The 13,985-nt window shown below is 63.6% G+C and carries 12 protein-coding genes; 3 read left to right on the top strand and 9 right to left on the bottom strand.

From position 1 onward, the window contains the following. Window positions 1-37 precede the first annotated feature (37 nt). The 3 genes from P6U28_RS21250 to P6U28_RS21240 are packed head-to-tail and all read right to left on the bottom strand — an operon-like array spanning window position 38 to window position 3,588. Complete coding sequence (locus P6U28_RS21250; RefSeq protein WP_407119781.1) at window positions 38-955, bottom strand: ABC transporter permease; 918 nt, start codon at window positions 953-955, stop codon at window positions 38-40. Continuing rightward, window positions 942-2,033, bottom strand: a complete 1,092-nt coding sequence (locus P6U28_RS21245) for an ABC transporter permease (protein ID WP_129144195.1) — start codon at window positions 2,031-2,033, stop codon at window positions 942-944. Before P6U28_RS21245 ends, P6U28_RS21250 begins: the two co-directional genes overlap by 14 nt. After that, window positions 2,017-3,588: an ABC transporter ATP-binding protein gene (locus P6U28_RS21240; RefSeq protein ID WP_407119780.1), complete on the bottom strand. Its 1,572-nt coding sequence runs from the start codon at window positions 3,586-3,588 to the stop codon at window positions 2,017-2,019. Before P6U28_RS21240 ends, P6U28_RS21245 begins: the two co-directional genes overlap by 17 nt. A 564-nt stretch (window positions 3,589-4,152) precedes the next feature. On the opposite strand from P6U28_RS21240, the gene P6U28_RS21235 reads away from it, so the two are divergent. After that, a complete protein-coding gene (locus P6U28_RS21235) occupies window positions 4,153-5,256 on the top strand; it encodes a hypothetical protein (RefSeq protein ID WP_122402224.1) in 1,104 nt (367 codons plus the stop codon). A gap of 77 nt (window positions 5,257-5,333) precedes the next feature. On the opposite strand, the gene P6U28_RS21230 is transcribed toward P6U28_RS21235, so the two are convergent. Beyond that, complete coding sequence (locus P6U28_RS21230; protein ID WP_407123090.1) at window positions 5,334-5,819, bottom strand: nucleoside deaminase; 486 nt, start codon at window positions 5,817-5,819, stop codon at window positions 5,334-5,336. Window positions 5,820-6,210: 391 nt separating this feature from the next. Between P6U28_RS21230 and P6U28_RS21225 the strand changes: the two genes are divergently transcribed. Both P6U28_RS21225 and P6U28_RS21220 read left to right on the top strand, forming a co-directional pair. Next, complete coding sequence (locus P6U28_RS21225) at window positions 6,211-7,485, top strand: allantoate amidohydrolase (protein WP_129144193.1); 1,275 nt, start codon at window positions 6,211-6,213, stop codon at window positions 7,483-7,485. 97 nt (window positions 7,486-7,582) lie between these two features. After that, window positions 7,583-8,956, top strand: coding sequence for a hypothetical protein (locus P6U28_RS21220; protein ID WP_407119778.1), 1,374 nt, complete (start codon window positions 7,583-7,585; stop codon window positions 8,954-8,956). A 6-nt stretch (window positions 8,957-8,962) separates the two neighbouring features. Here P6U28_RS21220 and P6U28_RS21215 read toward each other — a convergent pair whose 3' ends face one another. The 5 genes from P6U28_RS21215 to P6U28_RS21195 all read right to left on the bottom strand — a co-directional run bounded on the left by P6U28_RS21215 (window position 8,963) and on the right by P6U28_RS21195 (window position 13,773). Beyond that, window positions 8,963-10,282: a dicarboxylate/amino acid:cation symporter gene (locus P6U28_RS21215; RefSeq protein ID WP_122402226.1), complete on the bottom strand. Its 1,320-nt coding sequence runs from the start codon at window positions 10,280-10,282 to the stop codon at window positions 8,963-8,965. Between the two features lie 205 nt (window positions 10,283-10,487). Next, window positions 10,488-10,709, bottom strand: coding sequence for a hypothetical protein (locus tag P6U28_RS21210; protein ID WP_129144192.1), 222 nt, complete (start codon window positions 10,707-10,709; stop codon window positions 10,488-10,490). A 415-nt stretch (window positions 10,710-11,124) separates the two neighbouring features. Continuing rightward, window positions 11,125-12,474 carry a vWA domain-containing protein gene (locus tag P6U28_RS21205; RefSeq protein ID WP_407119777.1) on the bottom strand — a complete coding sequence of 450 codons (1,350 nt, stop codon included), beginning with the start codon at window positions 12,472-12,474 and terminating at the stop codon, window positions 11,125-11,127. Window positions 12,475-12,479: 5 nt separating this feature from the next. Further along, on the bottom strand, window positions 12,480-13,427 hold the full coding sequence (locus tag P6U28_RS21200; protein WP_162500191.1) for a MoxR family ATPase: 948 nt from the start codon (window positions 13,425-13,427) through the stop codon (window positions 12,480-12,482). A gap of 145 nt (window positions 13,428-13,572) precedes the next feature. Then, a complete protein-coding gene (locus P6U28_RS21195) occupies window positions 13,573-13,773 on the bottom strand; it encodes a hypothetical protein (protein ID WP_122402229.1) in 201 nt (66 codons plus the stop codon). Window positions 13,774-13,985: the final 212 nt, after the last annotated feature.

The following is a 13,985-nucleotide window of genomic DNA, read 5'->3' as shown; positions in this document are numbered from 1 at the left end:
CGCGCGCGCCCCATCGCGCACGCCGCGGAAACGAAATTCAGCGATCGGGAACGAACACCGTGCCGAGCGCGGCCGGCGCGGTCGAGCCGCCGGTGCGCGCACGGGAGAGCAAGACCAGGACGATGACGGTCGCGAGGTAAGGCAGCGCCGACATGAATTGCGAGGGAATGCCGACGCCCCAGCCCTGCGCATGCAATTGCAGGATCGTCACAGCACCGAAGAGATAGGCGCCGACCACGAGCCGGCCCGGCCGCCAGGACGAGAACACGACAAGCGCCAGCGCGATCCAGCCGCGGCCCGCGGTCATGCCGGGGATAAAGAAGGGCGTATAGGCGAGCGGCAGATAGGCCCCGGCAAGACCCGCGCAGGCGCCGCCGAACATCACCGCGAAGGTGCGGATGCGCAGCACGGGATAGCCGAGTGCATGCGCGGAGACGTGATTGTCCCCGCAGGCGCGTAGGATCAATCCCGCCCGCGTGCGGTACAGGAACCACCAGACGCCGACGATCAGTGCGACCGAGAAGTAGACGAAGCCGTCCTCGCCGAACAGCACACGGCCGATCAGCGGAATGTCGGTCAGGCCGGGAATATGGAGGTGCACGGCCGGCGTGATGCGCTCGCCGACGAAGCCGGCGCCGATCAGGCCTGAGAGGCCGATGCCGAGGATGGTCAGTGCGAGACCGGTCGCGACCTGGTTGACGGCGAGCCCGAGCGCCATCAGCGCGAAGACGAGCGACATCAGCGTGCCCGCAACGATGCCGAGCAGCGCGCCGACGAGAATCGATCCGGTGAGCCACGCGCCGGCAAAGCCGCAGGCGGCGCCAACGATCATCATGCCCTCGACGCCGAGATTGAGCACGCCGGAACGCTCGGTCACGAGCTCGCCGGTCGCCGCAATCAGCAGCGGCGTCGACGCGGCGAGCACCGCGAGGATGATGGCCTCAACCAGCTCCACGGGTCACCTGTCGGCTTGGGAAGACCAGCTTGAAGCGGTAAAGGATCAGGGAGTCGCAGGCGAGCACGTAGAACAGCAGAATGCCCTGAAAGACCTTGGTGACGTCCAACGGAATCTTCATCGCGATCTGAGCCTGCTCGCCGCCGATAAAGGTCAATGCGAGGAAAAGGCCTGCAATTAATATTCCAAGCGGGTTCAGCCGGCCGAGGAAGGCGACGATGATCGCGGTAAAGCCGTAGCCCGGCGAAATGCCGGGCTGGAGGTGCCCGACCGGGCCTGCGACCTCGATGATTCCGGCGAGGCCGGCCAGCGCGCCGGAGACCGCGAAGGTCAGGATGATCAGCTGGTTGGCATTGAAGCCGCCGAACCGTGCGGCACGCGGCGCCGCGCCGACCACGCGGATCTCAAAGCCCTTGATGGTGCGCCCGAGCAGGATCGCCGCTGCGGCGACGACGAGCAGGGCGATGATCGAGCCGAGATGGAGCCGCCCGCCCTCGATCAGCAGCGGCACTGTCGCCACTGGATCGAACTCGGCCGTGGTCGGGAAGTTGAAGCCGTGCGGATCGCGCCAGGGACCGCGCACGAGATAGTCGAGGAAGAGGTCGGCGACATAGACCAGCATCAGGCTGGTCAGGATTTCGCTGGCGCCGAACTTGACCTTGCAGATCGCCGGGATCAGCGCATAGAGCGCGCCCGCTGCAGCCGCGAGCACGAGCATCGCCGGCAACACCCAAGCGCCGGCGTCGGTGCCTTGCGTCTTCACCGCGATCCAGCTTCCGGCCACTGCACCGATCAGGAATTGCCCTTCGGCGCCGATGTTCCAGGCATTGGCGAGATAGCAGAGCGACAGCCCGATCGCGATCATCACCAGCGGCGTTGCCTTCACCGCGATCTCCTGGAGCGAATAGCCGTCGGTCAGGGGCGCGATGAAGTAGGCGTGGAGCGCGAGCAGCGGATTCTTGCCGAGGATCGCGAACAGGATGGTCATGGTGACGATCGTCAGGCCGATCGCAATCAGGGGCGAGACCAGCGCGATCGTGTTCGACCGCTCGGCGCGCTTCTCAAGCACCAATTGCATGCGCGGCCTCCTTCGGTTCCAGGCTGCTGCCACCCATGAGCAGACCGAGCTTTTCGCGGGTCGCTTCGCTTGTCGCGAGCGGGGCCGAGAGCCGGCCATGGAACATCACGGCGATGCTGTCGGCGATCTCGGCAAGCTCGTCGAGATCCTGACTGGTCACCAGCACGGCGGCGCCGGCGCTTGCGAGATCGAGCAGCGCCTGGCGGATCACCGCGGCAGCGCCGGCGTCGACGCCCCAGGTCGGCTGGCTCACAACCAGCACCGCCGGATTGCGCAGGATCTCGCGCCCCACGATGAACTTCTGCAGGTTGCCGCCGGAGAGGCTTGCCGCTTCCGGATCGCGCTTGGCCTTGCGGACGTCGAAGGTTTCCGTCGCGCGGTCAACTGTCTTCAGCGTGGCCGCGGTGTCGATGAACCCGTGGTGGACCATGCCGCTGGCAGCGTGTCCGGTCAGCAACGCGTTCTCCGACAGTCTCATCCGCGGTGCGGTGCCGTGCCCGAGCCGCTCCTCGGGAACGAAAGCCGCGCCCAGCTTGCGCCGCTGTGTGATCGAGAGATGACCGGCGGCAATGCCTTCGATCACCACCGTTCCGGGATCCTTCGCGAGGCGCTCGCCGGAGAGCGCGGCGAACAATTCCTCCTGGCCGTTGCCTGCGACGCCCGCGATGCCGAGGATCTCGCCGCCCTTGAGCTCGAACGAAATATGCTCGAGCCGCACGCCATGCGCTTCGCTGGGGGCAAGCGAGAGGTCGTTGACGACGAGCCGCGGCACAGTGGTCTTGCGGCCGGATACGGCCTTCACTTCCTTGATCTCCCCGCCGACCATCATCCGCGCAAGCGAGGCAGCGGTCTCGAGCCTGGGATTGCAGGTCTCGACTTTCCTGCCGCCGCGCAAGATCGTCGCGGTGCCGCAGAGCCGCTTGACCTCCTCGAGTTTGTGGCTGATGTAGAGGATAGCACGGCCTTCGGCCTTGAGCCGCTCCAGCACGATGAAAAGCTGGTCAGCCTCCTGCGGGGTCAGCACCGCGGTGGGCTCGTCCAGGATCAGGAATTTGGGATCCTGCATCAAAGCGCGGACGATCTCGATGCGCTGGCGCTCACCGACTGAGAGTTGCCAGACCTCTCGTTTGGGATCGAGCGGTAGACCGTAAGTCTTCGATACCTGCTCCAGCCGGGCCGACATGTCCTTGAAGGATTCCTTGCCGTCGAGGCCGAGCGCGACGTTCTCGGCGACCGTGAGATTGTCGAACAGCGAGAAATGCTGGAACACCATGCCGATGCCGCGGCTGCGTGCTTCGGACGGACCGGACAGCACGATCCGTTGGCCCTGCCAGCGAATCTCGCCGGCGCTGGGTTGGATCAGCCCGTAGATCGACTTGACCAGCGTCGACTTGCCGGCGCCGTTCTCGCCGAGCAGGGCGTGGATTTCCCTCGGCCAGATGTCGATGTCGATGGAATCGTTGGCGAGGAAATCACCATAACGCTTGGTGAGTCCGATCGTCCTCAGGAGCGGGGAATCGCCGGAATGCTGGCCGTTGGGCGTCGAATCTAACATTCGCTGATGCGCTTGCATGGGTGAAGTGCCTCGATAGTGGGCCAGTTTGAACCGCGACGTAAGATGTGAAAAAGCATCATCCCTTGCTCAACGCTTCGGCAGGCGATCGGCCCAGCGGTCGTCTTCGATTCTGGGCGACCAGCAAACGGTACTTGGACTCCGGGAGCGACAGCGCCTGCGAGCGGCGCCTGTTGCAAATTTGTGACGGTCCAAGCCAAATCGGAACCCGCTGTGCAGACCTGACGCCATGTTGAGCAATGACGCGTCGGTCCGTTCACGGCTCGAAGCGCAGCGGTTGCGACGGCTGCTCGGACCTGGCATCGCATTGGGCGCGATCAAGAAAATCCGAATAAAAACAATCAGGGAATGTTCGGCAACAGTGGTCCTTCTCCGCTGCTCCCTGCGTGCGTGGCCACTGCAATCTCGACCATGGTTCGTCGCGTCCTGCCGAAACAAGCGGCACGCCATGTGAAAAGTTGAGGCTTCTCACCCTGGGAGATCGGCGCAAGTGTCGCACCCACAGGGGGCGTTCATTTTTGCCTGTCAAACGAGGGGGTATTCAGGATGTCGTTTCGTTACACGGCAGTGGCAGCAGCGGCGCTGTCGCTCGCTACGCTGGCCACCGGCGGCCTAGCTCAGGGGGCGGATCTGCCGGTCAAGGCGGCCAAGAAGGCTTCGGACCTTCCGTTCTTCCTGGTGATCGATAATCGCGTCACATTCTCATACATCTTCAATGCGTCGCAGCCCGGCGCGTGGTCATTCCGGCCAGACGGGTCGATCGACAGCAAGACCACCAAGCAGGTCTATTCCTTCACTCACTTCGACCTCTGGGCCTACGGCACGAACTTCTTCACCATCTCCATGTTCAAGTCGGATCACAATGATCCGGCCGGGCCATGCACCAACGCCGGCACGATCTTCGGTGCGCCGGCGTCCTGCGCCGGTGCGACCGAAATCTATGGCCTGTTCCGCTCGACCTTCGGCTGGAACGAGCTCTTCGACACCAAGGCCTTCACCGCGGGGCCGCTGCACAACATCTCCTTCGAGGTCGGCATGGATGCCAATACCGAGAACCGGTATTTCGGCGCTGCCAAGCGCGACGTCGTCGGCGGTCTGCAGTTTGCATTCGATCTGCCTTACAAGGGCTACATCAACGTCGCGCCGCTGGTCTATTGGGAGTTCGCCAACCACAATTCCTTCAGCCAGTGTGGCCTGTTCGGTCCAGGCGTTCCCGGCGTCACGTGTCTTGCCGACGGCAACACGTCGTTCAAGCCAACCTGGGCTGTCGAGGTCAATTACTACATGGACCTCGGCTTCCTGCCGCCGAACATGCAGTATTTCTCGATCAGCGGCCGCGCCGGCTGGTACGGCAAGAAGGGCACCGACACCCAGCCGCTTCCCTACAGCCCGGCGAATGGCGTCTACAACACGGCGGTTGAGTTGAACTCCGAGCCCATCCGTCTGACCTTCGATGCTTCGAAGGCAGCCTGGGGTGACAAGTACTCCCATTTCGTGGACGTCTGGGTGGCCTACCGCTACTGGCAGAACAAGTTCGGTCTCGATCACAACCTCGCGGTCGGCTGTACCACGGCCGTTGGTGGTCGGACGGTGAGCACGGGCTCCTGCACCGAGTCCTCGCTCTACTCGGGTATCACCGTGAAGTTCTGACCGCCTGACGCTCTGCAGGTGAAAGACGATGGCGCCGCGCCAAACCTCCGCGGCGTCACCTCCTTTTGAATGAGCTGCTACTTCGTCCAAACGCCGTCGTGCAGCGCTTCGGCCTCTTTTTCGAGCAGCGGGCCGACGACCTCCGTCGGCCGCTGCCCGCTGGCAAAGACCTCGCGACACGGCAGGTCGAGGGTCGGGTTCTCCGGATGGTTGCCGGTGATGGCGCGCAGGCGATGCTCGCTGAGGCCATAAACGACGCGGCCGATGCCGGCCCAGTAGATCGCGCCCGCACACATCGCGCAGGGTTCGGCTGACGAATAAAGCGTGGCTTTCGCCAGCACCTCGCGACTGAGGGTACGACAGGCCTGGGTGGCCGCGAGCCGTTCGGCATGCGCGGTGCCGTCATGATCCGGCATGTAGCCGTTCTCGCTCTCGATGAGCACCTTGCCCTCGGCCGCGACGACGATGCAGCCGAAGGGATGGTTGCCATGGGTGAGCGAGCGGCGGGCGACCGCGAAGGACAGGCGTAGGAAGTGTTCGTCACGTTCGGACATGCCGTCCATCGCTGCTCCACGATCAGTACCGGCCGCGCGCCGGCCGACCAGGATGAAGGTCGGCTTCGCTGATCCGTGCTTCATACATAATTTGCCGTGGAACATCACCAGCAGCCGGTCGGACGGTTGTTGGCGAGCGCAGTTTTCGGATAACCGCTTGAAAAATATTGATTATGCGGGCCATCAAGATCCTGATATGGAAAAGTGCCGGATACCGATACAGGCGTTGGCCCGCCCTCGTGCACGACCGGGACGAGGCAGTCTGGCGCATACTCGCATTCATGCTAATCACGCGCGTGTTGAGGCCGGCGCGGGTGCGTGATTTGGCCGGCACCGAACTCGTACCGTTTGGCGCCGAGACAGCAACTCCCGCGGCCCAGAGAAGAGGAAATTTGTCGAGATGGGGGCCGTTAACGCCGTTCAAGATGCATCGCTCGGCGAAACCATCGTGCGCCGAATCAACGATCTGGCGGCGATCTCGGAAACAGGTGACAATCTCACCCGCATCTATCTCACCAAAGAGCTGCGCGAGGCGGCGGACCTCATCCTTGGCTGGATGCGCGAAGCCGGCATGAGCGCCCGTCTCGACGCAATCGGCAATGTCTGTGGCCGCTACGAAGGCGACCGGCCGGGCGCGCCGTGCCTGATGCTCGGCTCGCATTACGACACCGTGCGAGATGCCGGCAAATGGGATGGACCGCTGGGTGTGATCACCGCGATCTCCTGCGTCGCCGATCTCAACCGTCGCGGCAAGCGCCTGCCGTTTGCGATCGAGGTGATCGGCTTTGCCGACGAGGAGGGGGTGCGGTTCGCGTCGACCTTGCTCGGCAGCCGTGCGGTGGCCGGCACTTTTGACGAGAGCGTCCTGAATACGCGCGACAGCGACGGCGTGTCGATGCGCGACGCGCTCGTGCAGTTCGGCCTCGATCCCGACCATATCGGCGCGGCCGCGCGGGCGCGCCGCGAACTGCTTGCCTATCTCGAATTGCACATCGAGCAGGGGCCGGTGCTGGAAGCGCAGAACCTGCCCGTGGGCGTCGTCACCGCGATTGCCGGTGCCACGCGCCTTGCCGCCCGGCTGACCGGGATGGCCGGTCATGCCGGCACCGTGCCGATGGGGCTGCGCCGTGATGCGCTCGCCGGCGCGGCCGAATGCATCGGTGCGATCGAGCAGTTTTGCCGAACCGACGAGGGCGGCCTGGTCGGCACCGTCGGTTACGTCCAGGCGAGGCCCGGTGCGACCAACGTCATTCCGGGCGAAGTATCCTTTACCATCGATATGCGCGCGCCGACCGACATGCACCGCAAGCGCGCGGTGGCCGACGTCGTCCGCCAGATCGAAGCGATCGCCAAGCGCCGGCAGCTGGCCCTTCAGCTGGACGTCACCCATGAGAACCGCACCGCGCCTTGCGCGCCGTGGCTCAAGGAGCAGATCGCGCAGGCGATCGAAGCCGAAGGCTTTTCCGTATTCGAGCTGCCGAGCGGGGCTGGGCACGACGGCATGGCGATGATCGAAATTGCCGATGTCGGCATGATCTTCGTCCGCTGCCGCGGCGGCATCAGCCATCACCCGGACGAGCATGTCGAACTCGCCGATGCCGACGCCGGCGCCCGGGTGTTGCTCAGGGTGATTGAGAATTTTCAGACGCGGGACAGCCGCGCCGGAGCGAGCTGAACAGCCGGACCGCCGTTCGTCATCGGGGCGAGACACGAATCGATCATGCTTGGCATGGTGACCGGCCATCGCCGGCATCGCGAGACACCAAGTGCACATGAACAGCGACATTCCTCCGCCGTCACATCGCGCAAACCGGTTTTACCAGGGCATGGCTGCGACTTTTGTCGCCAACGCGCTTCAGGCGGTCAATTTCCTCGGTGATCGGTTCCTGAGAAAGTCGCATCATTCATTGTCGGCCATCGAGGACCTCTATCGGTATTCGATGGACAGCGCGTTCTCGGTGAGCGAGGCCTTCCTCGTCACGGGCGCGCCGCACGCCTCCGCCTATTATTCCCGCGACTTCGCCTGGTTCTATCCTGACGTGCTCGATCCCAACACGATCATGGACTCGCAGGACGCGGTGCGGCGGGTACGTCTGCTCGAGAAGAGCGTGCGCCTGCTGCTGGAGGCGGTTCGCGCCAACGTCGTCACCACGACCCTCGTGCCGGCGGGCCGCGGCCGGTATCTCGGCGTGAACTATTTCTCGCGGCCCTCGGATACGCTGCTCGGCATTCTCGCCGGCCTCCAGCAGATGATCTCTGCCGAGGAGAGGACGTCGTCCTATCTGGCGATGTCGCAATGCGCACAGGCAGGCCGCCTGTTGCTGGCCGAATATGGCGATGACCTGAAGCGGGCGATCCTCCAGCTCGCAAGCGAGCTCGAACCGTTCAATGATGACGGCACCGGATATTTGCTTTGCGATGTCCACGCACCTCGCTCCGCTGCAACAGACACCCGCGCCGAACGCAGGCGCTTCGTGACCAATGCTTCGGTCTACACGACCTTCGTGTGGGGCGTGCAGCTCGGGATCGTCAACGAGAACGAGCTGAAGCGGCTGCTCGGGCGCGACCTCGCGCAGTACAAGAACGACCTGCTCCGCCTATTCGGCAAGGATGGCCATATCAGGCATTCCCTGGATGGTCCGGCGAGCTCACCGGTATCGTCGGTTGCGCTGGATTTCGTCAGCGTGCATCGCGGCTTCTGGAATATGAACGATGCCACCGAGCGCGCGCTGTTCGCGGCGACGGCGGATCTCATCATCGCCGAACCGCGCTTTCGCATCCCCAGCACGTTCCACTTCCTGGTGTCGGCGGATAATCCGCGCAACAAGATCATCCACAAGATCGCGGCACCGGCCTATCAGGGGCGTTCGTCCTGGCCTACGTTCAATGTCGAGTTTGCAGATCGTATGCTGGACTTCGATGAGGCCTCGGGGGGCGATACCTACCGGGCCTGCGCGCAAGGTATATTGAAGGACATTCGCATTGCCACCGAAGTCCACGGCGGCTATCAGGAGCTGATCTCGGAACACGGTCTGAAGTATCGAACCTGGGCCTACAAGGGCGCGGTGGCCCACTCCTGGTTTCCGCGCTTTCTGTCTGTCTGGAGGAGGGCGTATGGAACGCCGCTCCTCCAGTGGAATGACTGATCGACCTTACCCCGCCGTGACGTCCACAAGCTCGCCGCCTTCGAGCACCTTGGCCGCCTTGGCGCGGTCGAGGTCGCCTTCCCAGGCCGCGACCACGACCGTGGCCACGCAATTGCCGACGAGATTGCCGAGCGCACGGGCCATGCCGATGAACCAGTCGACCGACAGCACCAGCACAAGGCCGATCGCGGGGATGCTCGGCACCGCGTTCAATGTGGCGGCCAGGATCACGATGGCCGAGCCCGGCACGCCATGCGCACCCTTTGAGGTGATGAGCGAAACGCCGAGCACCAGCAGGAGATCACCGAAGGACAATGGCGTGTTGGTGGCCTGCGCGATGAAGACGACCGCAAGTGTGAGATAGATCGAGAAGGCGTCGAGGTTGAAGGAATAGCCGGTCGGAATGACCAGACCGACGACGGAGTCCTTCACGCCCATGCGCTCCAGCTTCTTCATGATCTGGGGCAGCACCGCATCCGACGAGGCGGTGGCGAGCACGATGGTCAGCTCCTCGCGCAGGTAAGCGAGGAATTTGAGGATGTTGATGCCTGCGAGCGCCATCACCCCACCCAGCACGCCGAGCACGAAGATGCCGACCGAGACGTAGAACAGCAGTACCAGAGACACGAGCTGCTTCAGCGAGCCGACGCCGTATTTGCCGACGGTGTAGGCGACCGCGCCGAGCACGCCGAGCGGGGCGACGCGCACGATCAGACCCATGACGCGGAACAGCACGGTGGAGGCCGCGTCGATGACGGAGGTGATGAGCGCGCCCTTCTCGCCGCCGACCAGCGCTAGGCCGACGCCGAACAGCACCGCGAAGAACAGCACCTGGAGCACGTCGTTACGCGAAAGTGCATCGAAGGAGGTGGTCGGGATCACGTTCATCAGGAAGGCGCCGATGCCGCCGCCGGACAGCTTATGGGCATTGTCGGCATAGGTGTTGAGCGCCTTGGCATCGAGGGTCGAGGGATCGATGTTCATGCCGTGGCCGGGGCCGAAGATGTAGGCGAGCAGCAGGCCGACGACGAGTGCCACCGTCGTCATGACCTCGAAATAGACCAGCGCCTTGACGCCGACCCGACCGACCTTCTTGAGATCACCCGCGCCGGCAATGCCGTGCACGACGACGCAGAACACGATCGGCGCCACGATCATCGAGATCAGCTTCAGGAAGGCGTCGCTGAGGATCTTGAGCCCGACGGCGAAGTCCGGAACCGCCATCCCCAGGATCACGCCAAGCGCCAGAGCGGCGAGGACCTGGACGAAGAGCGAGGTATAGAGCGGCTTCGGCTCGGCGGCGGGTGCCGCAGTGATGGTCGACATGGTGGACTACCCCGGTCTGACGCGTCTTGAGCGTCAAAAAAGGAGCAACAACCGTGCCAGATTGTCGCGAAGATCCCGGAAGTATCGCAGGCGTGATATCGGGGACGCCGCGCGGCACCTCTTCACCGGTGCACTGCGGGGCGGGGACTCATCGTGTGGCCGCCGAGAAGCCGCAGGGCCCGCGGTCAGTCGTCGTGCGCCCGTGTCATGCCACGAGATCCAGCAGCCGGCATGATCCGCGCACGAGCACCCTGCGTCCCGCGGGGGTCATCGCCGGCACGCCGTCATCGATGACGACGAGGCCGAGCTTGACGAGACTTTCGATCATGTAAGCCTTCGAGAGGCGACCGCTCGACGTCGAATTGCGAAGTGTGCGCAGAGCTTCCCATTGGTCCGGCGAAAGATCGAAGTCAACGTCGTTGCTCATTTTGCCTCAAGCGATAGTCCAGTCGCGCGCCCCTGTTAGCGGCACCGCATGAAAACCATGCGACGACAATGAGTCGAGAATTCGGTGCGTCGTTTAGAATGTCTCTTCACAAATTGCCGCACTTCGTTGCGCCACAAGCGTTAAGATCGTTGGCGCACGAACATCGTTCCGATTCTCGATCACTAATTGATGATCTGTACTTGATGTTGCGGTGCGAACTATCGCAGTGCACAGGAAGGGTCGCTGTCCCATTCCGCGTCGCAATATGCACAGAAATGATGATCGATAGTATTCTGGCTCGCACGGGCTCAGGAGTGGGAGCAGCGCGCACTCGACGAAGTCGCCCGTCACTTTCGGGAGTGCAATCTCGCGCAGGCCGAGCCGAACGCCGCCTGACGCCGGCGGCCATTGTTGCTCACTGATAAGTCGCCACGATATCGGACACGGCGCGCTCAAGCTGTTGCGCCGTGGCGCATTGGCGCACGACGCTGCAGAAGGTCGCGTAGCGCGGCATCTCGGAATCGCCAAAGCCCCAGGCGAGCCGACCCTCGGGATTGAGCCAGACCAGTCGCTTCGAGCGGTCGGCGATCCGGCGCAAAATGTCGGCGCGCGGGTCGAGATTGTTGCTGCGGGCATCGCCGAGCACGATCACCGTGGTCTGCGGCGTCAGCGAACTCATGAACCCCTTCTCGAAATCGACCAGCGAAGAGCCATAGTCCGACGAGCCGAAACCGACCTTGGACATGATCTCGGACATCGCCTCCTCCGGCGACTTCGATTCCAGGATCTCGCTGACCTCGATCAGGTGCGAGGAGAAGGCGAAGGAGCGGACATCGTCGACCACTTCGTGCAGAGAGTGGATCAGCAGCAAAAAGAAATCGGATACTTGCGCAACGGAGCCCGAGACGTCGCACAGGGCTACGATCTTCGGCCGGTCGCGATGCTTGCGCTTCCATGCCGTGAGGAACGGCACGCCGCCCCAGGCCGCGTTGCGGCGGAGCGTGCGCCGAACGTCGAGATGGCCGCGGCGCTGGCGCTTGCGCGGCTTGGAATAGCGCTCGCGCAGCCGGCGCGCGATCTGGCGGATGAGAGCGCGCATCTCGGCGACTTGGCGCCGCTCGATGCGGGCAAGCGGAGCATTGCGCAGGATCTCGTTGCGGAGGTTTTCGGCCTCCTCGCGGGCATAGAGTGCAAGCCCCTGAGAGACCGTATCGCGCACGGCTTCGCGTAAGGCGTCGAGCGCGGCGCGTAGACGTTCGGCCAGTGCCGGGTTGGTTGCGGTCAGCTCCTCCAGATCGTCGCGCAGGCGCTGGAGGCCCATGGCGTCGAGGATGCGGCTGGAAAAGATGCCGCGCTGGGTGGAGTAGCGGATGTCGGAAAGGGAGGCCGCCCCGGAGGCGCTGGCGATGGCGGCCGCGATCGTATTGCGGTCCTGCGATAGCAGCATCTGCGCGAGCGGGCCCAAACCTTCGGGAGCGCCGGAGGAAGGCGTCCGATCCGCGTCCTGCGGAGTGTCGTTATTGTCGGCTTCGGGCTGGTCTTGCCGCGGCTCCGGCTGACTGAAGAAGAGATCAAAGCAGTCGCCGAGCGCGAGCTTCTCGTCCCGCGACTTGGCAAGTGTCAGGAGCAGCGCGTCGCGCAGGACGGCGCGGTCGGAGATGCCGACCTGCGCGACAGCGCGCATCGCATCGATGCTTTCGGCAGGCGAGACGTGAACGCCGACGCCGCGCGCCGCCCGAAAGAAACGATTGAGATTCTCGCGCATCGGCGTCAACCGAAGACGTTGGACCGCGCCGCCTTGGCAATGAAGGTCGTCACCTGCGGCGCTGCGGCCTCGATGTCGGCTTCGTATTTCAGAAGCACGTTGAGCGTGTCCTTGACGATCTCGGTGTCGAGCTCGGCGGCCTGGAGCAACACAAGTACGCGCGCCCAGTCGATGGTCTCGCTGACCGAGGGCAGCTTCTTCAGATCGAGCGAGCGGATCTCGTGGATGAAGCCGACCATCTGCCGGCGCAGCGTCTGCGAAATGCCGGGCACGCGGCTTTCGACGATGCGCTCCTCCAGCCGCTGCTCGGGGAAGCCGATATGCAGATGCAGGCAGCGCCGCTTCAGGGCGTCGCCGAGGTCGCGCTCGCTATTGGAGGTGAGGATCACGGTCGGCGGCGTGATGGCCGAGACGGTTCCGAGTTCGGGGATCGTGACTTGGAAGTCGGACAAGATCTCCAGCAGCAGCGATTCGAATTCCGCATCCGACTTGTCGATCTCGTCGATCAAGAGCACGCAGCCACCCGGCTGCTCCAGCGCCTGGAGCAGGGGGCGGGGCTCGACGAACTCCTTGGAGAAGAACACGTCGCCGAAATCATGGAGCTGGTCGAGCGCGGCGTGCAGCGTCTGCGCGCCGCCGAGCACTTCGCCGAGCTTGTCCTTGAGGATCTGCGTGTAGAGAAGTTGCTTGGCGTATTTCCACTCATAGAGCGCCTTGGCTTCGTCGAGGCCCTCGTAGCATTGCAGGCGGATCATCTTCATGCCGCGCCAAGCGGCGATGGCCTTGGCAAGCTCGGTCTTGCCGACGCCCGCGGGGCCCTCGACCAGGATCGGCTTCTCGATTTGCTGCGACAAATAGACGGCGGTCGCGATTTGCCGGCTCGCGATATAACCTTGCGCGGCGAGGCCGCTCTCCACTGCCTCGATCGAGGTCGAGGCCTTCTGATCTGCCACGAATGGGCGCTCCCAAAGGTCTTGGTTGAGGCTTGTTCTGCCTGCGTTCCCGGCAAAGAACAAGCCTCGTTTGGGAGACCTCAGACCCGCGCGAACGGCGCTTTTTCCGCTTCGCGCAAATAGTCGAGCGGGGCGCCGGTCGCGATCAGTGCCGCAGCGGCTCCGGCTTGCGGATCGTCTGTCTAAGCTCGGCTCCGCAATCGGCGCATTCATAGACGAAGTCGATCTTGGCAAGACTCCAATGCGGCTCGACCTCGCGCACATACATCGGCAGGAACCCCATGCAGGTGGGGCAAATCACAGGCGCGATCTCGATATCCAGATGATGCTGAACATAAGCTGGCATCTCGGCTCTCCCTCGCAGGCGACCATCAACCCCGCGCAAAAAATACTTCCGGTTGCTCTGGAGCCCTCATCAACTCTTTCGAACAGAGACGGAACGACGACCGTTTGTCGCTCGCTGTGACATTCTTGTTACGGCTCTGTACTGTAACGGGCGGACCAAATGCCTATTTGACAGGCCGATCCGGTGTTCGGACTTTCACCTCAACGATAAGG

Source organism: Bradyrhizobium sp. STM 3561, from assembly GCF_045571455.1.
Taxonomy (GTDB): Bacteria; Pseudomonadota; Alphaproteobacteria; order Rhizobiales; family Xanthobacteraceae; genus Bradyrhizobium; species Bradyrhizobium vignae.
Note: the sequence above shows the minus strand (reverse complement) of the source record. Positions and strands in the feature narration are given on the sequence as shown.